Annotated in this window: 20 protein-coding genes; 6 read left to right on the top strand and 14 right to left on the bottom strand. The window is 64.5% G+C overall.

All coding sequences use genetic code 11. The features are described from left to right. The first annotated feature begins 10 nt into the window (after positions 1 to 10). Positions 11 to 1,231, top strand: a complete 1,221-nt coding sequence (flgL, locus tag G3O01_RS40410; protein WP_205813078.1) for a flagellar hook-associated protein FlgL — start codon at positions 11 to 13, stop codon at positions 1,229 to 1,231. Positions 1,232 to 2,120: 889 nt separating this feature from the next. Here the strand turns inward: flgL and fliR are convergent. From fliR to fliF, 13 genes are all read right to left on the bottom strand, one after another. After that, positions 2,121 to 2,903, bottom strand: coding sequence for a flagellar biosynthetic protein FliR (gene fliR / locus G3O01_RS40405; RefSeq protein ID WP_205813077.1), 783 nt, complete (start codon positions 2,901 to 2,903; stop codon positions 2,121 to 2,123). A 31-nt stretch (positions 2,904 to 2,934) separates the two neighbouring features. Then, positions 2,935 to 3,204, bottom strand: coding sequence for a flagellar biosynthesis protein FliQ (gene fliQ, locus G3O01_RS40400; RefSeq protein ID WP_205813076.1), 270 nt, complete (start codon positions 3,202 to 3,204; stop codon positions 2,935 to 2,937). A 27-nt stretch (positions 3,205 to 3,231) separates the two neighbouring features. After that, the gene (gene fliP, locus G3O01_RS40395) at positions 3,232 to 4,002 is read right to left on the bottom strand and encodes a flagellar type III secretion system pore protein FliP (RefSeq protein WP_205813091.1); all 771 of its coding nucleotides are present in this window, start codon (positions 4,000 to 4,002) and stop codon (positions 3,232 to 3,234) included. An 86-nt stretch (positions 4,003 to 4,088) separates the two neighbouring features. After that, positions 4,089 to 4,625, bottom strand: a complete 537-nt coding sequence (gene fliO, locus G3O01_RS40390; protein WP_241024674.1) for a flagellar biosynthetic protein FliO — start codon at positions 4,623 to 4,625, stop codon at positions 4,089 to 4,091. Positions 4,626 to 4,690: 65 nt separating this feature from the next. Further along, positions 4,691 to 5,155, bottom strand: a complete 465-nt coding sequence (gene fliN, locus G3O01_RS40385) for a flagellar motor switch protein FliN (RefSeq protein WP_205813074.1) — start codon at positions 5,153 to 5,155, stop codon at positions 4,691 to 4,693. After that, a complete protein-coding gene (gene fliM, locus G3O01_RS40380; RefSeq protein ID WP_205813073.1) occupies positions 5,148 to 6,146 on the bottom strand; it encodes a flagellar motor switch protein FliM in 999 nt (332 codons plus the stop codon). The genes fliN and fliM overlap by 8 nt, the downstream gene beginning before the upstream one ends. Positions 6,147 to 6,211: 65 nt before the next feature. Continuing rightward, on the bottom strand, positions 6,212 to 6,715 hold the full coding sequence (gene fliL / locus G3O01_RS40375; RefSeq protein WP_205813072.1) for a flagellar basal body-associated protein FliL: 504 nt from the start codon (positions 6,713 to 6,715) through the stop codon (positions 6,212 to 6,214). A gap of 614 nt (positions 6,716 to 7,329) precedes the next feature. Further along, positions 7,330 to 8,850 (bottom strand): flagellar hook-length control protein FliK, encoded by a 1,521-nt coding sequence (locus G3O01_RS40370; RefSeq protein WP_205813071.1) that lies wholly within the window; start codon positions 8,848 to 8,850, stop codon positions 7,330 to 7,332. 65 nt (positions 8,851 to 8,915) lie between these two features. Beyond that, positions 8,916 to 9,365 (bottom strand): flagellar export protein FliJ, encoded by a 450-nt coding sequence (fliJ, locus tag G3O01_RS40365; RefSeq protein WP_205813070.1) that lies wholly within the window; start codon positions 9,363 to 9,365, stop codon positions 8,916 to 8,918. A 13-nt stretch (positions 9,366 to 9,378) separates the two neighbouring features. Further along, positions 9,379 to 11,025 (bottom strand): flagellar protein export ATPase FliI, encoded by a 1,647-nt coding sequence (fliI, locus tag G3O01_RS40360; RefSeq protein ID WP_205813069.1) that lies wholly within the window; start codon positions 11,023 to 11,025, stop codon positions 9,379 to 9,381. Further along, complete coding sequence (fliH, locus tag G3O01_RS40355) at positions 11,019 to 11,699, bottom strand: flagellar assembly protein FliH (protein WP_205813068.1); 681 nt, start codon at positions 11,697 to 11,699, stop codon at positions 11,019 to 11,021. Before fliH ends, fliI begins: the two co-directional genes overlap by 7 nt. Next, the gene (gene fliG, locus G3O01_RS40350; protein ID WP_205813067.1) at positions 11,686 to 12,681 is read right to left on the bottom strand and encodes a flagellar motor switch protein FliG; all 996 of its coding nucleotides are present in this window, start codon (positions 12,679 to 12,681) and stop codon (positions 11,686 to 11,688) included. Before fliG ends, fliH begins: the two co-directional genes overlap by 14 nt. Further along, positions 12,671 to 14,452 carry a flagellar basal-body MS-ring/collar protein FliF gene (fliF, locus tag G3O01_RS40345; protein WP_205813066.1) on the bottom strand — a complete coding sequence of 594 codons (1,782 nt, stop codon included), beginning with the start codon at positions 14,450 to 14,452 and terminating at the stop codon, positions 12,671 to 12,673. The genes fliG and fliF overlap by 11 nt, the downstream gene beginning before the upstream one ends. A gap of 233 nt (positions 14,453 to 14,685) precedes the next feature. Here fliF and fliE point away from each other — a divergent pair, with 233 nt between their 5' ends. The 5 genes from fliE (at position 14,686) to G3O01_RS40320 (ending at position 17,849) form a co-directional block, all read left to right on the top strand. Beyond that, positions 14,686 to 15,021, top strand: a complete 336-nt coding sequence (gene fliE / locus G3O01_RS40340) for a flagellar hook-basal body complex protein FliE (RefSeq protein WP_205813065.1) — start codon at positions 14,686 to 14,688, stop codon at positions 15,019 to 15,021. A 264-nt stretch (positions 15,022 to 15,285) separates the two neighbouring features. After that, positions 15,286 to 15,720 carry a flagellar export chaperone FliS gene (gene fliS, locus G3O01_RS40335; RefSeq protein WP_205813064.1) on the top strand — a complete coding sequence of 145 codons (435 nt, stop codon included), beginning with the start codon at positions 15,286 to 15,288 and terminating at the stop codon, positions 15,718 to 15,720. Beyond that, positions 15,717 to 16,046, top strand: a complete 330-nt coding sequence (locus G3O01_RS40330; protein WP_205813063.1) for a flagellar protein FliT — start codon at positions 15,717 to 15,719, stop codon at positions 16,044 to 16,046. The genes fliS and G3O01_RS40330 overlap by 4 nt, the downstream gene beginning before the upstream one ends. A gap of 67 nt (positions 16,047 to 16,113) precedes the next feature. Continuing rightward, entirely contained in the window at positions 16,114 to 17,496 is a 1,383-nt protein-coding gene (locus G3O01_RS40325) for a flagellar hook-length control protein FliK (protein WP_205813062.1), read from the top strand. Further along, a complete protein-coding gene (locus G3O01_RS40320) occupies positions 17,493 to 17,849 on the top strand; it encodes an EscU/YscU/HrcU family type III secretion system export apparatus switch protein (RefSeq protein ID WP_205813061.1) in 357 nt (118 codons plus the stop codon). The genes G3O01_RS40325 and G3O01_RS40320 overlap by 4 nt, the downstream gene beginning before the upstream one ends. Positions 17,850 to 17,858: 9 nt before the next feature. On the opposite strand, the gene G3O01_RS40315 is transcribed toward G3O01_RS40320, so the two are convergent. Beyond that, complete coding sequence (locus tag G3O01_RS40315) at positions 17,859 to 19,277, bottom strand: coniferyl aldehyde dehydrogenase (protein WP_205813060.1); 1,419 nt, start codon at positions 19,275 to 19,277, stop codon at positions 17,859 to 17,861. Positions 19,278 to 19,281 lie beyond the last annotated feature (4 nt).

The raw sequence follows: 19,281 nt of genomic DNA, 5'->3' as shown, positions 1-19,281 counted from the left end.
TTGAACGACTATGCGCATCTCTACTTCGCAATATTTCGGCATGAACGTCCAGACGATGGACGATCAGCAATCCACGCTCGCGCAGCTGTATCAGCAACTGTCGAGCGGCGTGAGTCTCGCGACGCCGTCGGACAACCCCGTCGGCGCGGCGCAGGCAGTGCAGCTCAGCATGCAGGGCGCGACGCTCTCGCAGTACGCCGACAACCAGAACACCGCGCTTGCCGCGCTGCAATCGGAAGATGGTTCGCTGTCGAGCATCAACAACGTGCTGACGTCGATCAACACGCAGCTCGTGCGCGCGGGCGACGGCTCGCTCAACGACAGCGACCGCGGCGCGATCGCGACGCAGTTGCAGGGTCTGCGCAACCAGCTGATGGGTCTGGCTAACGGTACGGACGGCTCGGGGAACTACCTGTATGCCGGCTACCAGGCATCGACACCGCCGTTTTCGATCAACGCGAGCGGCGCCGTGCAGTACAACGGCGACAGCGGCGTGCAGTACGTGCAGGTGACGGGCACCCGTACCATTGCGATCGGCGATACGGGCCGTTCGGTGTTCCTGGGCATCTCGCCTGCGGGCAGCACGGCCGTGACGGCGGGCAATTCGGCCAACACGGGTACGGGCACGATCGGCGACGTGTCGGTGAGCAATCCGACCGATCCGACGAACCAGGACAAGTACACGATCAACTTCACATCGGCGACCACTTACACGATCACCGACACCACGGCGTCGACGACGACCGCGCCGCAGACGTTCGCATCGGGCCAGTCGATCTCGCTGGGCGGCGGTGGACAGAGCGTGACGATTACGGGTGCGCCGAACGCGGGCGACTCGTTCTCGGTGACGCCGGCGGCGCAATCGAGCACGGATGTGTTCGCTAACCTCGACAGCGTGATTGCAGCGCTGCAAACGCCGGTGGCGGGCACGAACGGCGCGGCGAACCTGACGAATTCGCTGGGTACGGCGCTGACGCAGCTGCACAACACGATGAACAACGTGACGACGGTGCAGACCTCGGTGGGCGGTCGCGAGCAGGAAGTCGAGGCGTTGCAGACGGTGACGCAGACGAACTCGCTGCAGACCACCAGCAATCTTGCCGATCTGACGCAGACCGATCTGACTTCCGTGATCAGCAAGTACACGATGACGCAGTTCTCGCTGCAGGCAGCGCAGCAGGGGTTCTCGATGATCCAGAAGCTTTCTTTGTTCGATTACATCGGGAATTGATGACGGGGCTGGGTGCCCGTCGTTTTGATTTTTTTCTCTGGCTGGCGCCTGGCTCTTTGGGTTTGAGCTGGGCGTTTTTGTTTTTTGGTTCTGGTTTGGTTTTGGTTTTGGTTTTGGTTTTGGTTTTGGTTTTGTCTTGCGACGCTGGGGTGGTTTGCTTGTGTTCTCGCTCGCATCCGCGTGATGTTTTGCCCGCTTCAAGCGTTGCCCCTGTGCGGGGCGGCACTTACTTTCTTTGCCGCCGCAAAGAAAGTAAGCAAAGAAAGCGGGCTAACACCGCCCGTTCCTGACCACCGCCTGAGGGCCCCCAACAGTTCCTCCGCTTCACACGGCAATCTGCCATTCGTTGCCCGTTGCCAGCGCCTTGAACAGGCGCCTCACCCACTTCAATCACCCGTAGCGCAGCGAACGGCAGCGACTGGTTACGGCCGCCCAGGTGGCAAACTGTGTGTAGGTCGTAGTGCTTCACACATCAGCGCTCTTACGACACCGATCGTGTTTTCGGGCCGTGACCGTGGTTTTCAGTACGGAGTGATGTGCGTATGCCGCGATAGCCGACACACAGTTTGCCGCTATAGAACATGGGCGATGCGATCGCGCATGTGGCGACGCGGGCGTGTGAAGTGGGTGAGGCGCTCAACAGGAGCGTTGGCAACGGGCAGTGAAAGGCAGGTTGCCGTTTGAAGCGGAGGACCCGTTGGGGGCCCTCAGGCGGAAACAAGAACGGGCGGTGTTAGCCCGCTTTCTTTGCTTACTTTCTTTGCGGCGGCAAAGAAAGTAAGTGCCGCCCCGCACAGGGGCGACGCGTGAAGCAGGCAAAACAAAACGCGGATGCCAGCGACAACACAAGCAAACCAAACAAAGCGTCGCAAGACAAAACAAAAAAACCTCAACGTAATCCAGCAGCAACCCGCCCCATCTGCTCAACCCCACTTTCAAAGATACGAGCAAAAAACGGCATCATATTCGGCAGCATCAGCTGAATCAAAAGCAACCCGGTGATTAGCGTCACCGGCAACCCAATCTGAAAAACCCCAATCTGCGGCGCAGCCCGATTAAGAATCCCAAGCGCGAGGTTAGTAATCAGCAACGCGGTAACAATCGGCAGCGACAGCAGCATGGCTGCACTGATCACCGTGCTACCCCAGCCAGCCAGCACCCGCCACCCGTTCGCCCCAAGCACATTCGCTGAAATGGGCACCGACTGAAACGTCTGGATCAGCGCCGACAACACCTGCAAATGCCCATCGAGCGCGAGAAACGTGAGCAGCGCAATCATGTTCACATACCGCGACATCACATCCGTCGACCCCGCCGAATGCGGATCGAAGAAAGTGGCAAAGCCGAGCCCCATGCTCAAACCCATGATGTCGCCCGCAGCCTGCACCGCGCCGAACACGATCTGCATCGTGAAGCCCAGCGCTACACCAATCAGGAACTGGTTGACGATGATCCACACGCCCTGCGCGGAAAACACCGTGACATGCGGCAACGCGCCGATAGTCGGCGCGACGATCAGCGTGATGAATGCCGCGAGACCGAGCTTCACGCGATTGGGCAGCGACTTCTCGCCGAATACGGGCGCCGTCGCCATCAACGCGAGTATCCGCACGAACGGCCACAGGAACGCAGTGAGCCAGACGTTCAGCTGTTCGTAGGTGACGGAAAACATCGAGCGTCGAAAGAAGGAAAGAGAAGGGCGCTCAGTTCGCGAACGTCGGAATGCTCGTGAACATGTGGCGCATGTAGTCGAGCATCTTTGCGAGCATCCACGGGCCGATCAGCACCAGCGTCACGGCAATCGCGAACAGCTTCGGAATGAACGACAGCGTCGCTTCGTTGATCTGCGTCGCGGCCTGGAAAAGGCTCACGATCAGGCCGACCACCAGCCCCACGAACAGCGGCGGCGCGGCCAGCAGCAAGGCGATATACATCGCCTCGTGCGCAAGGGTGGTGACTGTTTCCGGCGTCATGGCGTAACTCTCCCGGCTGGACCGACTTTAGACGAAGCTCTGCGCAAGCGAGCCAATGATCAGCTGCCAGCCATCGACCAGCACGAACAGCATCAACTTGAACGGCAGCGAAATGGTCGCGGGCGAAATCATCATCATGCCCATCGACATCAGCACGCTCGCCACCACCATGTCGATGATCACGAACGGAATGTACACAGTGAAGCCGATCTGGAAGCCCGTCTTCAATTCGCTCGTCACGAACGACGGCACCAGCAGCGACAGCGGCACGTCTTCCGGCCCCTGCATCGGCGCGGCATGCGAGATGCGCGCGAACAGGGCGAGATCGCTCTCGCGCGTCTGCTTCAGCATGAACGCCTTGAACGGCGCGACGCCGCGCTTCACCGCTTCGTCCATCTGGATCGTGCCTTCGGAGAAGGGCTTGTAGCCGTCGTTGTACGCCTTGTCGAGCACGGGCGTCATCACGAACAGCGTGAGGAACAGCGCGAGACCGACCATCACCTGGTTCGGCGGCGTGGTCGGCGTGCCGATCGCCTGACGCAGCAGCGACAGCACGATGATGATGCGCGTGAAGCTCGTCATCATCAGCACCATCGCCGGCAGGAACGACAGCATCGTGAGCAGCAGCATCGTCTGCACGCTCAGCGAGTAGGTCGTGCCGCCGTTCGGGCCGGGGCTCGTGTTGAAGGCGGGCAGGCCGTTGGCCTGTGCGTGCGACAGCGTCGGCAGCGCGAGCAGCAGTGCGGGAACCGCGAGCGGCGCAACCAGCGCGGCGCCCTTCAGGATGCGCTTTTTCATCGATGCGGAAGCCCGCGTGGAAGGCTCGGTCAGGACGTGGGAAGTCACAGCGCAGCCGCACTGCGCGTCGGATCGGTCGTACTGCATTACTGTTCTCCGCTTGCGCGTCGCTGGAAACGTTTGCCCGCTTCGTGTTTGAGCGCGTCGCGAAAGCGTTGTCCGAAGGTACCGTCAGTCTGGGCCGGGCCGCCATGGGGCGCCGCGGATGTGCCGGTGGGGAGGGCATCGCCGGTGACGGAGCCGGCGGGCATCGTATGCAACAGGCGCACGTTGCCGGGCGCGGCACCAAGTACGAGCCAGGTATCGCCGATTTCGACGACGGCCACGCGCTCCTTGCCACCGAGCGACGTGCCGCCGACCGTCTTCACGATTCCGCCGCGTCCGCCAGGCTGCAGGCCAAAGCGCCGCGCGAGCCAGGCGAAGCCGAACACGAGACCGATCACGACGGCAAGGCCGACGATCGTCTGCAACACGGCGCCGACGCCGAGCGACGGAACCGCAGTGCCCGCGCCGACGCTCGAGGCGATCTGCGCGGCGTTGTTGACGGCGTTCATGTCGGCGGCGTGCGCGAGATTGAAGACGCTCGCACCGGGCATCAGCACGGCCACGGCCACCGTCGACATGAAACGGGCGCGGCGCGCAAGCGGCATGCCGCCTGGTTGCGTCGCGGCCCGAAGTACAGCGTGTTTCATCGGTTCAGTTTCCGGATACGCTCGGACGGCGTAATGATGTCGGTCAGGCGAATACCGAACTTGTCGTTCACGACCACCACTTCGCCCTGCGCGATCAGGCAGCCGTTCACGAGCACGTCCATCGGTTCGCCCGCGAGGCCGTCCAGTTCGACCACCGAACCCTGCGCGAGCTGCAGCAGGTTGCGGATTGCGATCTTCGTGCGGCCGAGTTCGACGGTCATCTGGACGGGAATGTCCAGGATCATGTCGATGTCGTTGCGCGTCGTGGTCGGCTCGACCTTCGACAGCGGCTGGAACACGCCTGCCGTGGTTGCGCTCACGGCCGTGTTGTCGTTCTGCTCGGCGAGCGCACTCGCCCAGTCGTCGAGCGCCGCTTCTTCTGCGCCCGAACCGGGCAACGGATCATTCACCTTCGACTCTTCCGGCATGTCCATATCGGGTGTCGAGTTCAGCTCAGTCATATCCCGCTTCCTTCATCTGTTCCGCTGCGCTGATCATCTTCTGCACGCGCAATGCGTATTGACCATTGAAAATACCGTAGCCGCATTCCATCACCGGCACGCCGTCGACTTTCGCGGTGATGTGCTCGGGAATGTTCATGGGCAGCACGTCGCCCGCCTTCATGTTGAGAATTTCCTGGAACGTCACGGGGACCTGCGCGAGATCCGCCGTCAGTTCCACTTCGGCTGCCTGCACCTGCTGCGACAGCACGCGCACCCAGCGGCGATCCACTTCGAGCGCTTCGCCCTGGATCGGCGAGGACAGCACGTCGCGGATCGGCTCGATCATCGAGTACGGCATGCAGATGTGCAGCGTGCCGCCCGTCGGGCCGAATTCGATCGAGAACTGCGTGACGATCACGATTTCGTTCGGCGTGGCAACGTTTGCGAACTGCGTGTGCATTTCCGAGCGCACGTATTCGAACTGCAGCGGCCGCACGCTCTTCCATGCCGTCGTGTAGTGCTCGAACACGAGACCCAGCAGCTTGCTGATGATGCGCTGCTCGGTCTGCGTGAAGTCGCGGCCTTCCACTCGTGTGTGGAAACGGCCGTCGCCGCCGAACAGGTTGTCGACCACGAAGAACACGAGGTTCGGATCGAACACGAACAGCGACGTGCCGCGCAACGGCTTCACGTGGACGAGGTTCAGGTTCGTCGGGATCGGCAGGTTGCGTGTGAATTCGCTGTACTTCTGCACCTTCACCGGGCCGACGGAAATTTCCGCCGTGCGCCGCATGAAGTTGAAAATGCCGACGCGCAACAGACGCGCGAACCGGTCATTGATGATTTCGAGGCCGGGCATCCGGCCGCGAACGATGCGTTCCTGCGTCGCGATGTTGTACGGGCGGACGCCGGCACGATCGGACTGATCGGATGACGAGTCGGACTCGCCGGTGACGCCCTTGAGGAGGGCATCGACCTCCTCCTGGGACATGAACTCTTCGTGGCCCATTCCTATTCCTCGTACGTCCCTTCGGTGGCGCGGTTGAAGATCAAGTCAGTCAGCGCAGCGCGCTATTACTGGACGACGAATTCGGTGAACAGCACGTCGGAGACGTGCACCGGCTGACCGTTCGTTTCGGTCGGCTCTTCGATCAGCTTTTCGAGTTCCGTCGCCAGTGCTTTCTTGCCGTCGAGCGTCGCGAGTTCTTCGGGATGCTTGTTCGACAGCGCGAGCAGCACGCGGCTGCGGATCTCGGGCATGTGTTCGGTCAGATGTTCCTGCACTTTCTGGTCGGTGAGCTTCAGCGTCAGACCGATGCGCAGATAGTGCTGCTGGCCGTCGTCGGACTGCAGGTTCACCGTCATCGATTCGAGCGGGAAGAAGATGGGTGCGGGCGCGGGAGCCGGTGCTGCTGCCGTCGCGGCGGCGGGCGCGCGCTTCGACATGAAGAACCAGGTGGCGGCGCCGGCAGCGCCAGCCGCGACCAGGACGATCAGCAGGATCACCAAAATGCGCTTGACGAGCCCTGGAGAGGAGGGCTTCGCGTTGGCTTGCTGGTTTGCGGTCGTGGTTGCCATGAAATTGATTGCCTCGATGCTGTAGGTGAATTTTCAGGTGTCTGACGATGCTGCGATGGGTCGAAAAGAAGGGAGATTCAGGGTTAGCTCGGGTTTTTGGTTTTGTCTTGCGACGCTGGGCTCGGGTGCTTGTGCTTTCGCTGGGGTGCTGATGTGTTCGCTGGCATCCGCGTTTTGTTATTGGTTCTTCACGCGTTGCCCCTGTGCGGGGCGGCACCTACTTTTCTTTGCTGCTGCAAAGAAAAGTAGGCAAAAGAAAGCAGCTCACACCGAACCGCTTGACGATCGCCCCAGAACTTCCCGCGCCCTATCTGCGGCAAACTGTGTGCAGGTTTTCTCGCCTTACGCGCTATCACTTCGGACCTGGTCCGGAGTGCAAGCGTCAGCGGCAAGACGGCCTACACACAGTTTGCCGCAGCTTGGGCCGTTCCTGTTCCCCAGCGATGGTCAAGCGGCTCGGTGTGAGCCGCTTTCTTTGGTTACTTTCTTTGCGGCGGCAAAGAAAGTAACTGCCGCCCCGCACAGGGGCAACGTGTGAAGCACGACAACATCACGCGGATGCCAGCAAAAAGCCGAAAAAACCGAACCAGCGTCGCAAGACAAACAGCATCAGATCAAGCAAACGTATCAACCAGACCAACCGTGCGCCGCACCGGCATGCTCACCGTCGTCGTGCCGCCGTCGGCCACATCACCAATCCCAACCGCGCCGCTACGGCTACCGCGGCCACCGCGCCCGCCGCTGCTCTGCTGCTGGTCCTGCTGGCTGGCCTGCCGCGCAAACCCGTCGCTGACACTCGCGCTTCCCAACCCAATGCCGCCTTGCTCCATCGCTTCGCGCAGTTTCGGCAACGCGGCTTCGACCGCGTCGCGCACCTGCTGATGCTGCGAAACAAAAAGGGCATGTGCATGGTTATCGGCAACCTGGAGGACGACCTGTAGCGGGCCGAGGTCGCGCGGATTGAGCGTGAGTTCCGCCGTCTGCTGATGCGCATTGGTGAGGAACACGACTTTCTGGCTGAATGCGTCTTCCCAGTCGTGCGCGCCGACCTGCGGCGCAACGGTGTTGGCCATCGCGGCCAGGGCCGGATCGGATCCGCGGCTCGCCGTGGTCGCAGCGCTCGCGGACGCCGCCGCCGATGCGGCCTGGGTCGCGGCGAGCGCGGCATTTGCATCGCCACTCACACCTGCCACAGGGGCAGACTGCGCGACGCTCGCGCTGGCGGCGGCGAGCGTTTCAGCAGGGCTCGGCTGGACGGCGGCGGCAGCGGCCTGCGTCGTCGCAGCCGTGGCGTTGCCCGTCGTTGCGTCACCCTTCGCGTTGCGCAGGTCGGCAAAGGTGAGACCCTTGCCAGCGCCCGAGCCAAGACCGCCGAGCGTTGCGTCGCCCGAGGCCGATCCACCCGCATTTGCGGATGCCGCGGCGCCGGTTGCGGGTGCTGCGCCCTGGCCGCTCGCCATCGCGGCAAAGGCGGCCTGCAGGGCGTCTTGCGTCGTCTTCGGATCGAGCGAGGCGATCTTTTTCGACGGTGTCTGGATCACCGGTGTGGTCGTGTTGCCGGCCACAGCAGTTGGATCGGTGGTCGCAGGTTGGGTGGCGGCCGTCGCTGCGTTGGCGGCATCGGCTGCACTGCTTGCCTGCGCCTGAGCTTGCACGGCGGCTGCTGCGGCCGCGGCGGCGGCGGCCGTTTCGGCGGCAGCGGCGCTGGTGGTCGGCGCGGAGTCGTCCTGTTTCGACGCCGAGTCGGTCTTGTCCTTGCCGCTCGTGCCGTTGGCGCCATTCGTACCATTCGCGCCGTTCGACGCGTCAGTCTGCTGCGTGCCGTCGCTCTGGCTCGCGGACTTCGTGCTGTCGGTGTTGTTCGAGCTGTCGGACGCGCTGGCGCTGTCCGAAGGGTCCTTGGCGGGCGGCACGTCGTGCACGCTCGAACCGTTCGATGCCGACTGCGACGGCGCGGGCGCAGGTGCCGGCGCGGGTGCAGGGGCGAGGGCTGCCTGGTTCTGCGCGCTGATGCTTTGCTGCAGCGTGGCCGAGAACGGCAGTGCGCTGCCGGCGTTCGCGCTGTTCGATGCGCTGCTGCCCGAAGAGCCGCTCGTCGAGCCGAGCAGCGAATTGATCAGTGAAAGAGGCGACATGCTGGATCTCGTGTGGTCGTGTCAGTCCCGTTGCGCGCCGCATTGCATCGCGGCGTGAGGCGTCTTCAAGCGCCTTCGGCACGCATCCGGAGAATTCGTGCGCCGAACTCGTCGGCGTCCCGTTGCTCGCGGCGAGCCGCGACTTTTGCTTCGGCGGCGACGCCGCGTGCTTCCAGTACTTCGTAAGAGCCGAGCTTCTGCTTGCTGCGCTGCCATTCCGGCTTGGCCGCTTCGACGCGCGCGGTTGCCGTCGCCAGCAACTGGCGCTGCTGTTCGATCGCGGCATCGAGCGTGTCGATGAATGCCTGGAAATTGCGCATGTTGCCGGCGGGCATGCCCGCCTTGGCCGTTTCCGTGAAGCGGCGGTGATACTCGTCGCGGTATTCGACGAGCGAGTTCAGCTGCGCTTCGACGTCGTTGCGCTCGCGCTGCACGCGGCCGAGCTTGCGCGCGGCGGCGTCCACGTCGTCCTGTGCGAGGCCAATCAGCGTCTTGATCGGAAAGTGCTTGCTCATTGAGTCTCTCTCCTTAGCCGAACAGCGAGTCGAGGTGCGCGATGCTCATATCGAACCCGGCGCTTTCGCGAAAACCTTGTTGCAGGAACGCTTCCATCCGCGGATACAGCGCGATCGCCTTGTCGAGCACGGCATCGCGTCCCGCCGAATACGCGCCGACGTTGATCAGGTCGCGGTTGCGCTGGTAGCGCGACAGCATCTGCTTGAACTGGCGCGTGCGGTCGAGATGCGCGTCGCTGATGAGCGACGTCATCGCGCGGCTGATCGACGCTTCGATGTCGATGGCAGGATAGTGACCGGCTTCGGCGAGCGCGCGCGACAGCACGATATGGCCGTCGAGAATCGCGCGGGCCGAGTCGGCGATGGGATCCTGCTGGTCGTCGCCTTCCGTCAGCACGGTATAGAACGCGGTGATCGAGCCGCCGCCTTCGGGGCCGTTGCCCGTACGCTCGACGAGCGCAGGCAGCTTCGCGAACACGGAAGGCGGATAGCCCTTGGTCGCGGGCGGCTCGCCGATCGCGAGCGCGATTTCGCGCTGCGCCATCGCGTAACGCGTCAGCGAATCCATCAGCAGCAGCACGTGCTTGCCCTGATCGCGGAAATATTCGGCCAGCGACGTTGTGTACGCGGCGGCCTGCATGCGCAGCAGCGGCGAGACGTCCGCGGGCGCGGCCACCACGACCGAGCGCGCGAGACCTTCCTCGCCGAGAATCTGCTCGATGAATTCCTTCACTTCGCGGCCGCGTTCGCCGATCAGGCCGATCACGATCACTTCCGCGCTGGTGTAGCGCGCCATCGTGCCGAGCAGCACCGATTTACCGACACCCGAACCCGCGAACAGCCCCATGCGCTGGCCGCGTCCGACGGTGAGCAGCGCGTTGATCGCGCGCACGCCGACGTCGAGCACCTTGTGAATCGGCTCGCGATGCAGCGGGTTGATCGTCGGCGCGGTGAGCGGCGCGTCGTTGCGCGCGTTGAGCGGGCCGAAGCCGTCGAGCGGCCGGCCCGATGCATCGACCACGCGGCCGAGCAGTTCCCAGCCCACGGGCAGACGCTTCGCGCCCGCCATCGGATCGGCGATCGGCGCGACTTCGAGCGGATAGACGCGCGCGCCGGGTAGCAGGCCGGCGACTTCCGTCGTCGGCATCAGAAAGAGTTTGTCGCCGTGAAAGCCGACCACTTCGGCTTCCGCCATTGCGCGCGTGCTGCCGGGCGGCAGTTCGATCATCACTTCGGCGCCGACCGCGAGGCGCAAGCCCACGGCTTCGAGCACCAGACCGGCGGCGCGCGTCAGGCGTCCACAGGCACGCAGCGGGCGGGCGATCTGGTTGCGCTCGCGCAGACCGTTCAAACGATTGCGCCACGCCTGCAGATGCGGATTGGAGGCGAGTGCGGGATCGGGCTCGCGCTTCGGCTGAGCCGCCGATTCACGGCTCGCAGGCGCGGCAGCGGGATGCGGTGCGCCCGCGCTGGATTCCGTGGAAGACTGTCCGTCGACGCCGCCCGAGTGGGCTTCCGAAATCGCGGATTCCAGCGCCGCGAGCGACTCTTCCATCTGCGCGACGGTGAGTGCTTCAGCGCCGAACGACGCCAGCGCCAGTTCACGCTCGAGCGGCGTGAGGTCGCTGTGCTGGATGTCTTCGATGGTCGGCTTTACCATGTGCTCGCCTTGCCGAGCGCTGCGGCGACGCGCTCCCAGCGCGTGCCGATGCCGGCGTCAACCTCGCCCGTCGTCGAGACCGCGCGGCAGCCGCCGCGTTCGATCGCGGGGTCGGTGCGTACGGTCCAGCCGCGCGTCTGCAGTTCTTCCAGCAGATACGCTTCGACGATGGGCAGATCGGCGGGGCTCACGATCAGAGCGGGCGCGCCGACCAGCGCCGGTTCTGTCGCCATCACTTCACGCGCGGCGGCGATCAGCGCCGTCGGGTCGTGTTGCACGTGCTGGCGAACCACTTGTTGCGCGATGTCGAGCGCGAGCGCGACGATCGTTTCCGACAATTCATGCTGCGCGTTGTCGAGCGCGGCCTTGAAGGTTTCGGCGAGCGCCGCGATCTGCGAGGCTTCGGCACGTGCTTCCGCCTGGCCCTGCTCGAAACCTTGCGCGCGGCCCTGCTCGTAGCCCGCCTGATAGCCGAGCGCCTGGCCGGCCACATGGCCGGACGCGACGCCTTGCGCGTGCGCGGCATCGCGCAGGCGCTGCAACTCGGCTTCGAACGCACCGTCGTCGACTTCCGGCTCGGGCTGCTCCGGCACCGGATCGAACGAGGCCATCTCCCAGCGCTGGTAGGCCGAGAGGCTCTCCTTGCGCGTGGAGTCGTGCTCAGACATATGCATCTTCTGCCTTGCCGCCGATCACGATAGCTCCGGACTCGGCGAGATTGCGCACGACCTGCAGGATCTTGCGCTGTTGCGTTTCCACTTCCGACACGCGAACCGGGCCGCGTGCGTCGAGGTCTTCCGCGAGCAGCTCGGCTGCGCGCTGCGACATGTTCGACAGGAATTTCTGGCGCAGTGCGGGCTGCGCGCCCTTCAGCGAGATGATCAGCGTTTCCGACTCGACTTCCTTCAGCAGCAGCTGGATCGCGCGGTCTTCCAGGTCGAGCAGGTTGTCGAACACGAACATCTGGTCGATGATCTTCTGCGCGAGTTCCGCGTCGTACTGGCGGACGTTGTCGATGACCGACTCTTCGTGATTGCCCGGCAGGAAGTTGAGAATTTCCGCCGCCGTCCGGATGCCGCCCATCGGGCTGCGCTTCAGGTTGTCGCTGCCCGAGAGCAGGCCCGTCAGCACGTCGTCGAGTTCGCGCAGCGCAGCCGGCTGGATACCGTCGAGCGTCGCGATACGCAGCAGCACGTCGTTGCGCAGACGTTCCGTGAAGCAGGCAACGATTTCCGACGCCTGATCGCGGTCCAGGTGCACAAGAATCGTCGCGATGATCTGCGGGTGCTCGTTCTTGATCAGTTCGGCAACGGCGGCCGAATCCATCCACTTCAGACCTTCGATACCGCTCGTATCGCTGCCTTGCAGGATACGGTCGATGATCGCGCCCGCCTTGTCGTCGCCGAGCGCCTTGGTCAGGACCGAACGGATGTAATCGTTCGAATCGAGCGACAGGGCAGTGTGCTTGTCCGCCTCGGAGACGAACTCGTGCAGCACTTCGTCGATCTGCTCACGCGTGATGTTCTTCAGCGACGCCATCGCGACGCCGATCTTCTGGACTTCGCGCGGACCCAGAAACTTGAATACGCTCGCGGCTTCTTCCTCGCCGATCGACATCAGCAGGAGCGCGCTCTTCAGTACGCCTTCAGTGCTCATCGGACACCCAGCTCTTCACGACGGTTGCAACGATCTTCGGATCCTGACGCGCGATCTGACGCGCATATTCGAGGTTCCGCTCATATTTGGCCTTGTCGCTTTCCAGCGAGACCAGTGATCCTTCGACTTCTTCTTCGGCGGCCAGCGCGGCTGCGCTCGGCGGCAGGCCATCCAGCACCGGCTCGTCGGGCGACGGCAGCGCGGCGACAGGCTCCGGCGGCGGCGGGAACGCGCGGCGCAGCGCCGGCTTGACCATCACGAAGTACAGGAACAGGGCGACGAGGCCAATGCCCACGTAAGTCGCGATCTGCTTGTACATCGCGATCATGTCCTTGGTGCGCCACCACGGCAGGTCTGCATCCGGATCGACGATCTGCGTGAACGCGCTGTTCACCACGTTGACCGAGTCGCCGCGGGACTGGTCGAAGCCCATCGCGTCCTTCACCAGTTGCGTGACCTGCGCGAGCTTGTCGGCGGGAACGGGCTGCATCGTCGCGTGGCCCTTCGCATCGACGACGCGCATGTAGTTCACCACGACCGCCACCGACAGACGCTTGATGCCGCCAATCGCCTTTTCCGTATGGCTCACGGTCTTGTTCAGCTCGTAGTTGGTGGTTGCGTCCTTGCGATCGCTGATGGGCGTCGTCGACACGCCGCTCGCGCCGTTCGCGCTGGCGGTGATCGGCGCGGACGCCGGTTGCGGCGGCTGGTTCGACAGCGCGCCCGGCACGCCCGAGGCGCCGCTCTGCGACATTTCGGTTGCCGTGCTGGTCTGCTGGCTGCGGATCGCGGTTTGCTGCGGGTTGCTGTTAGGGCCGTAATCTTCCGACGTCTGTTCGCCCTTCGAGAAATCGATATCCGCGCTCACCGACGAATGCGCATTGCCCGAGCCGAACAGCGGTCCGAGGATCGCGTCGATGCGCTGCTGCGTGTTGCGCTCGATCTGCTGCACATACTTGAGCTGCGTCGCGTCGAGGCCGCTGCCGTTGGCGCCTGCTTGCGTCAGCAGGTTGCCGTCCTGATCGATGATCGTCACGTTGCGCACCGGCATGTCGGGCACCGCCGACGACACCATATGCGTAATGGCTACGACCTGGCCTTCATCGAGTACGCGGCCCGGGTACAGATTGACCAGCACCGACGCCGACGGCGCTTCGCGGTCGCGCACGAACACGGTGGGCTTCGGAATCGCCAGATGGACGCGCGCCGTCTTGACGGTCGAGATGGATTCGATCGTGCGCTGCAACTCGCCTTCGAGCGCGCGCTGATAGTTGATCTGCTCGGCGAACTGGCTGATGCCGAACTTCTGGTTGTCCATCAGTTCGAAGCCGACCGAGCCGCTCTTGGGCAGACCCTGCGATGCCAGACGCAGACGCATTTCGTGCACCTGGTCGGCCGGGATCAGGATGGCGCCGCCCGCGTCCGAGAACTTGTACGGCACGTTCGCCTGCTGGAGCGCGGCAACGATTGCGCCGCCGTCCTGATCGGAGACGTTGCTGTAGAGCACCTTGTAGTCAGGCGCACGCGACCACAGGATCAGCCCGGCGATCACGGCGACCAGCACCGCGACGGCGAAGATCAGCGGCGCGCGCGGGTTGCCGCGCATCTGCGACAGCGAGGTCGGGATGCCCGGGAAGCGCGTGGCGAAACCGCCCGTGCCGCCCAGGTCCATGCCTGCGCCGCCTGCGGCTGCTCCCGCTGCGCCCGGCTGCGCGCCGGCGAGGCCCATGCGGGCGTCGGGGTTGATCAAAGAGTTGGCTGACGAATCCATGCGTCGGGTTTCTCCGGAATGCTTTTGCGTTCTGCGGCTTACGGCGCCTTACCAAGGCTGCCGACAGAGACTTTCACGCTAGGGATTATCCGCATGGTCACGCAACCCGATGCGCCGAATAGCGGGGAGTTTCCCCCTTACTTTCACGGCTTTCGCGAAAGGCCCGCTGATATGCTTCCTGTCCAATTGGTGCATGGCGCGCACGCTCGCCTGCATCTCACCCTGGAGAGAACATGACTGCACCCATCAATCCGCTTCAGTCGGCCTTGCAGCAGATGCAGGAGATGGCAGCCCAGGCCACGGGCGGCAGCGCCCCGGTGGCGAACGAATCCGGTGCCGCAACGGCAGGCGGTTTCGCGTCGGCCCTGAAGGCCTCGATCGACAAGATCAGCAACAACCAGACGAGCGCGATCGGCGAAGCGCACGCGTTCGAACTCGGCGCGCCGAACGTGTCGCTGAACGACGTGATGGTCGACATGCAGAAGGCCAATGTCGGCTTCCAGTTCGGTCTGCAGGTGCGCAACAAGCTCGTGTCGGCCTACAACGACATCATGCAGATGGCCGTCTGACGACCTGCGGCGTGCGGTTTTGCGCTGCACCGCACTGGTGCGGCGGCTCGCGGTTCGTAGCAGCCCCGCGCGTGAACACGGCACCCCGGCGCGGTGCCGTGCGCGTTTTCTGACGCTTCCTTCCAGCGGGCTAAAGCTTTATTCGTACGAACCGATAACCTTGTTACAAGGGCAGGCCGGAACACATGCGACAGGGTCGCGCGACGCTCCGGCGGGCCGTCCGCTGTCAGTCTGATCGTCATCTGCAATACAGGAGGAGCGCCGATGTTTTCCCCGGGACACTCTGGAGCCAGTGCCTACGCGCGCGTTGGCGTGGAGACAGGGGCGATGGGCGCAAGTCCGCATCGCCTGATCGTGATGCTCTACCAGGGAGCGCGCAAAGCCGTCGCGCAGGCCCGCATGCATTTGCAGCAGGGCGACGTTCCGGCGCGCGGCGAGGCGATCGGCAAGGCTATCCAGATCATCGGCGACGGGTTGCAGCAGGCGCTGAACATCGAAGCCGGCGGTGAAATCGCGGAGCGTCTCGACGCGCTCTATGGCTATATGACGCGGCGACTGCTCGAGGCGAACCTCAAACAGAGCGAGGCGATGCTCGTCGAAGTCGACGGGTTGCTGGCCACGCTCGAGGAAGCCTGGATCGGAATCGCACCGGAGATTGCGCGGATGGCGATGCAGTCGTCCGCCGAAAGCATGAGATGAGTTCGAACGCAGAATATTTCGCCCGCTACGACGCGATTGCAGCGATTTCAGTCCGGATGGTGATGGCAGCGCGCGACGCGCTCTGGAACGATCTCGTCCTGTTGCAGGACGAGTACCGGCATCTCGTCGACGCGTTGAAACACGCGGAAGACGGCGTGCGCCTGTCCGATGACGAGCGCTCGCGCAAATTCGACCTGATTCGCCAGATCCTCGCCAACGACGCGACGGTCCGCGATCTCGCGAACCCGCGCATGGCCAAGCTGCAGGCGCTGTTCGCGCCGAGCCGCCCGGCCATCGTGCTGAAAGAACTTTACCAGGCGCGCTAAGCGTCTTTATCACGTCCCATAGAGCCGCTAGCGGCCACGCAGCGTCAATGCGCGAGAGGAAGCGGGCATGAACGGAATCGACACGGCGGTGGCTTCGCTGCTGGCTAGCCGCATCGACAGCCTGCTCGCCGTCGGCTCGCGCGCCGGTGCGACGGCGTCGCAGACGGACGCGTCCCTCAACGTCAAGACTCCACCCGCTTCACCCATTGCGGCGACGCCTGCCGCTTTGCCGGCATCCGCGCAGACGGTGCTGTCGGTCGTCGCGCTGACGCTCGATGCAATTACGCGTTCCGGCGGCGAGGCGACGCCGGCGCTGGTTGGCCAGACTCCGGTGTGGGCTGCCGCGCCGGCCATCGACATTGGGCCTTTGCCGCTGTTCGACACGGGCGCGGGCGTGTCGCAGGCGGCGGGTGCGGGCAACGCCGCAGCGGGCTCGCAGGCGCAGGGCGCGAGCGGCGCGAATGCCGCGCAGGGTTCGGCTGCCGCGTCGAATATCGTCGCCGCGCCGTTGCCCGTGGCCGAACTCGCGGCGGCGCTCCGGCGCACCGTCGACGAAAGCGGACTGTTCTACGAATCGCATCTCGCGCAATGGCTGTCGGGGCAACGGCCCGTCGAATCGCTCGCGGACGAGGCGCAGAACCGGCTATCGAATGCGGCCTCGCAATTGCCGCTCGATCTGCCCCACGACGCCGACGATCCCAACTCATGGGCGCAAGGCCGGCCGTCGGGCAACACGGGCGCCGCCGCGTTCGCGGCCGCGGTCGCCGCTGCGCGCGGCACACCGGAAGGGCCGCATACGCAGTCGGCGCGCTTCACGACCTTCGATCTCGCGACACACGAACTCATCGATACGCCCGGCGAATCCGCGCGCACCGCGCCGAACGCGGCGGCAGCGCATGCAGCCGGCCTGGACGACGCCAATGCGCGCCAGCAGCAGTCGATGACGGACGCGTTGCATCCCGCGACCATTCCGCTCGTGCGCCAGCAGCTGGACCTGCTCGCGACGGGGCAATTCCGCTGGACGGGCGAAGCGTGGCCCGGCGCGCGTCTCGACTGGACGATCGAGCAGGACGGCGACGAATGGCGGCGCAGCGGCAACGGCGCCGCTTCCTCCGACGACGAATATCCGTGGCGCACGCGCCTCACGCTGTCGCTGCCGACGCTCGGCACCGTCGACGCCGAACTCACGCTGACCGGCGCACGGCTTGTCGCGCGTGTGCAGGCGAGTCCGGGCGGCGCAGCGCGGCTCGCGGCGCAGGGCGACACCTTCCGCCAGCGTCTCGCCGATGCAGGCATCGAATTGAGCGGCCTGTCGATTCGCGAGATCGGCGGAAGCATGCCGGCGGGCGGCGCGGCGGCGGCTGCCGCAGCGGCGTCGGCGTATGCGCGCTCGACGGCGGACAAGCCGACGCGGACCGACGCCGGGGATTCTGATTGGGATCTGCAATGAGCCGCACGAGTCGCAAGAGCGCAGCGGCGCTGGTCTACGATTCGCACGGTCACGACGAGGCGCCGCGCGTCGTCGCGAAGGGCTACGGAATCGTCGCCGACATGATCGTGCAGCGTGCGAAGGAAGCGGGGCTGTACGTGCATCAGTCGCCCGAGATGGTGTCGCTGCTGATGCAGGTCGATCTCGATTCGCGCATTCCGCCGCGGCTGTATCAGGCCGTCGCGGAACTGCTCGCGTGGCTGCATCGGCTGGAAAGCGGGGCGGCGGATCTCCCGCCTGTCACCGACGTCGTCGTTGCCGCGTCTTCGCCTGCGCCTTCTCCTCCTTCTTCAGATCCGGCCAGCGAGATTTGACGCCGGGCGTCAGAACCGCAGCATCAGGCTGAGCAGCGCGCGCACGCGTTTGCCGTACGGCGGCGCGATCAACCCGCGCCCGTTGAAGCGCGCCTGCGTCAGCACCGGCTTCATTTTCGAGAACGTGACGAAGCCTTCATATCCGTGATACGCGCCCATTCCGCTTGCACCGACGCCGCCGAACGGCAGGCTTTCGCACGCCAGATGCATCAGCGTTTCGTTGACCGACATGCCGCCCGCGATGGTTTCGTGCGTGACGCGCGAGATCGTCGTCTTGTCGTCGTCGTACAGATACAGCGACAAGGGGCGCGGGCGCGCGTTGATGTAAGCGATGGCGTCGTCGAGCGAATCGTAGGGAATCACGGGTAGCAGCGGCCCGAAAATCTCTTCCTGCATCAACAGGGTGGAATCAGGCGCCTGCGTCACGGCGACAAGCGGGAAGCGGCGCGCGGCGGCGTCGGGCGCGGCATCGGTGAGCGCGTGCAGTTGCGCGCCCTGGTCGCGCGCTTCGTCGGCGAGACGTTGCAGGCGTTCGAAATGGCGCGGTGAAATGATCGACGTGTAATCGGTGTTGCGCGCGAAATCCGGATACAGGCGCGCCATGCGCACGCGCGCGCGCTCGATGAACGCCTGTTCCTTGCCGCGCGGCACCAGCACGTAGTCCGGCGCGATGCAGGTTTGCCCCGCGTTGAGCGTTTTTCCCGCGACGATGCTGTCTACGGCGTAGTCGAAGCGCGCATGCGGCCCGACGATCGCGGGCGACTTGCCGCCAAGCTCCAGCGTGACGGGCGTCAGATTCGCGGCGGCGGCGCGCATCACTTCATGGCCGACCTTCGTCGATCCGGTGAACAGCAGATGATCGAACGGCTGCGCGCTGAAAGCGGCGGCAAGCGCGGCGTCGCCATTCACGACCGCGACGTGATCGCGCGCGAAGGTCTGCGAGATCAGTTGCTCGAACAGCATCGACGTGCGCGGCGTCAGTTCCGACATCTTGATGATCGCGCGGTTGCCGGCCGTGAGCGCGCTGATGAGCGGCCCGGCCGCGAGCAGCACCGGGTAATTCCACGGCACGATGATCCCCACGACGCCGAGCGGCTGCGGCACCACTTTTGCGCGCGCGGGCATGAGCCACTTGTTGGTCGCGCGACGCTGCGTTTTCATCCAGCGCTTGCCGTGACGCAGCGCGCCGTCGATTTCCTCTTTGACGAGCAGAAATTCGGCCAGCAGGATTTCTTCTTTCGCGCGGTTGCCGAAGTCGGCGTGCATGGCATCGGCGAGCGCGTCGCGATTGTCGAGCAGCACTTCGCGCAATGCTTTCAGATGCGCGGCGCGTTGATCCCATGACGGATACGGCGCCTTCAGATACGCAGCGCGTTGTTCGCGTACAAGCGCGTCCAGTGCCGCGATTTCCGGCAGATCGTTTTTCATTGTG

This window comes from Burkholderia sp. Ac-20365 (genome assembly GCF_017104715.1).
GTDB lineage: Bacteria > Pseudomonadota > Gammaproteobacteria > Burkholderiales > Burkholderiaceae > Paraburkholderia.
This window is presented reverse-complemented; position numbering and strand designations above follow the sequence as displayed.

What these genes read in the sequence shown, in the direction of transcription:
- flgL (WP_205813078.1), top strand. Translation starts at nt 11, where the DNA reads ATGCGCATCTCTACTTCGCAATATTTCGGCATGAACGTCCAGACGATG.
- fliR (WP_205813077.1), bottom strand. Translation starts at nt 2,903, where the DNA reads ATGTTTTCCGTCACCTACGAACAGCTGAACGTCTGGCTCACTGCGTTC.
- fliQ (WP_205813076.1), bottom strand. Translation starts at nt 3,204, where the DNA reads ATGACGCCGGAAACAGTCACCACCCTTGCGCACGAGGCGATGTATATC.
- fliP (WP_205813091.1), bottom strand. Translation starts at nt 4,002, where the DNA reads ATGAAAAAGCGCATCCTGAAGGGCGCCGCGCTGGTTGCGCCGCTCGCG.
- fliO (WP_241024674.1), bottom strand. Translation starts at nt 4,625, where the DNA reads ATGTCGACGGTGGCCGTGGCCGTGCTGATGCCCGGTGCGAGCGTCTTC.
- fliN (WP_205813074.1), bottom strand. Translation starts at nt 5,155, where the DNA reads ATGACTGAGCTGAACTCGACACCCGATATGGACATGCCGGAAGAGTCG.
- fliM (WP_205813073.1), bottom strand. Translation starts at nt 6,146, where the DNA reads ATGGGCCACGAAGAGTTCATGTCCCAGGAGGAGGTCGATGCCCTCCTC.
- fliL (WP_205813072.1), bottom strand. Translation starts at nt 6,715, where the DNA reads ATGGCAACCACGACCGCAAACCAGCAAGCCAACGCGAAGCCCTCCTCT.
- G3O01_RS40370 (WP_205813071.1), bottom strand. Translation starts at nt 8,850, where the DNA reads ATGTCGCCTCTTTCACTGATCAATTCGCTGCTCGGCTCGACGAGCGGC.
- fliJ (WP_205813070.1), bottom strand. Translation starts at nt 9,365, where the DNA reads ATGAGCAAGCACTTTCCGATCAAGACGCTGATTGGCCTCGCACAGGAC.
- fliI (WP_205813069.1), bottom strand. Translation starts at nt 11,025, where the DNA reads ATGGTAAAGCCGACCATCGAAGACATCCAGCACAGCGACCTCACGCCG.
- fliH (WP_205813068.1), bottom strand. Translation starts at nt 11,699, where the DNA reads ATGCATATGTCTGAGCACGACTCCACGCGCAAGGAGAGCCTCTCGGCC.
- fliG (WP_205813067.1), bottom strand. Translation starts at nt 12,681, where the DNA reads ATGAGCACTGAAGGCGTACTGAAGAGCGCGCTCCTGCTGATGTCGATC.
- fliF (WP_205813066.1), bottom strand. Translation starts at nt 14,452, where the DNA reads ATGGATTCGTCAGCCAACTCTTTGATCAACCCCGACGCCCGCATGGGC.
- fliE (WP_205813065.1), top strand. Translation starts at nt 14,686, where the DNA reads ATGACTGCACCCATCAATCCGCTTCAGTCGGCCTTGCAGCAGATGCAG.
- fliS (WP_205813064.1), top strand. Translation starts at nt 15,286, where the DNA reads ATGTTTTCCCCGGGACACTCTGGAGCCAGTGCCTACGCGCGCGTTGGC.
- G3O01_RS40330 (WP_205813063.1), top strand. Translation starts at nt 15,717, where the DNA reads ATGAGTTCGAACGCAGAATATTTCGCCCGCTACGACGCGATTGCAGCG.
- G3O01_RS40325 (WP_205813062.1), top strand. Translation starts at nt 16,114, where the DNA reads ATGAACGGAATCGACACGGCGGTGGCTTCGCTGCTGGCTAGCCGCATC.
- G3O01_RS40320 (WP_205813061.1), top strand. Translation starts at nt 17,493, where the DNA reads ATGAGCCGCACGAGTCGCAAGAGCGCAGCGGCGCTGGTCTACGATTCG.
- G3O01_RS40315 (WP_205813060.1), bottom strand. Translation starts at nt 19,277, where the DNA reads ATGAAAAACGATCTGCCGGAAATCGCGGCACTGGACGCGCTTGTACGC.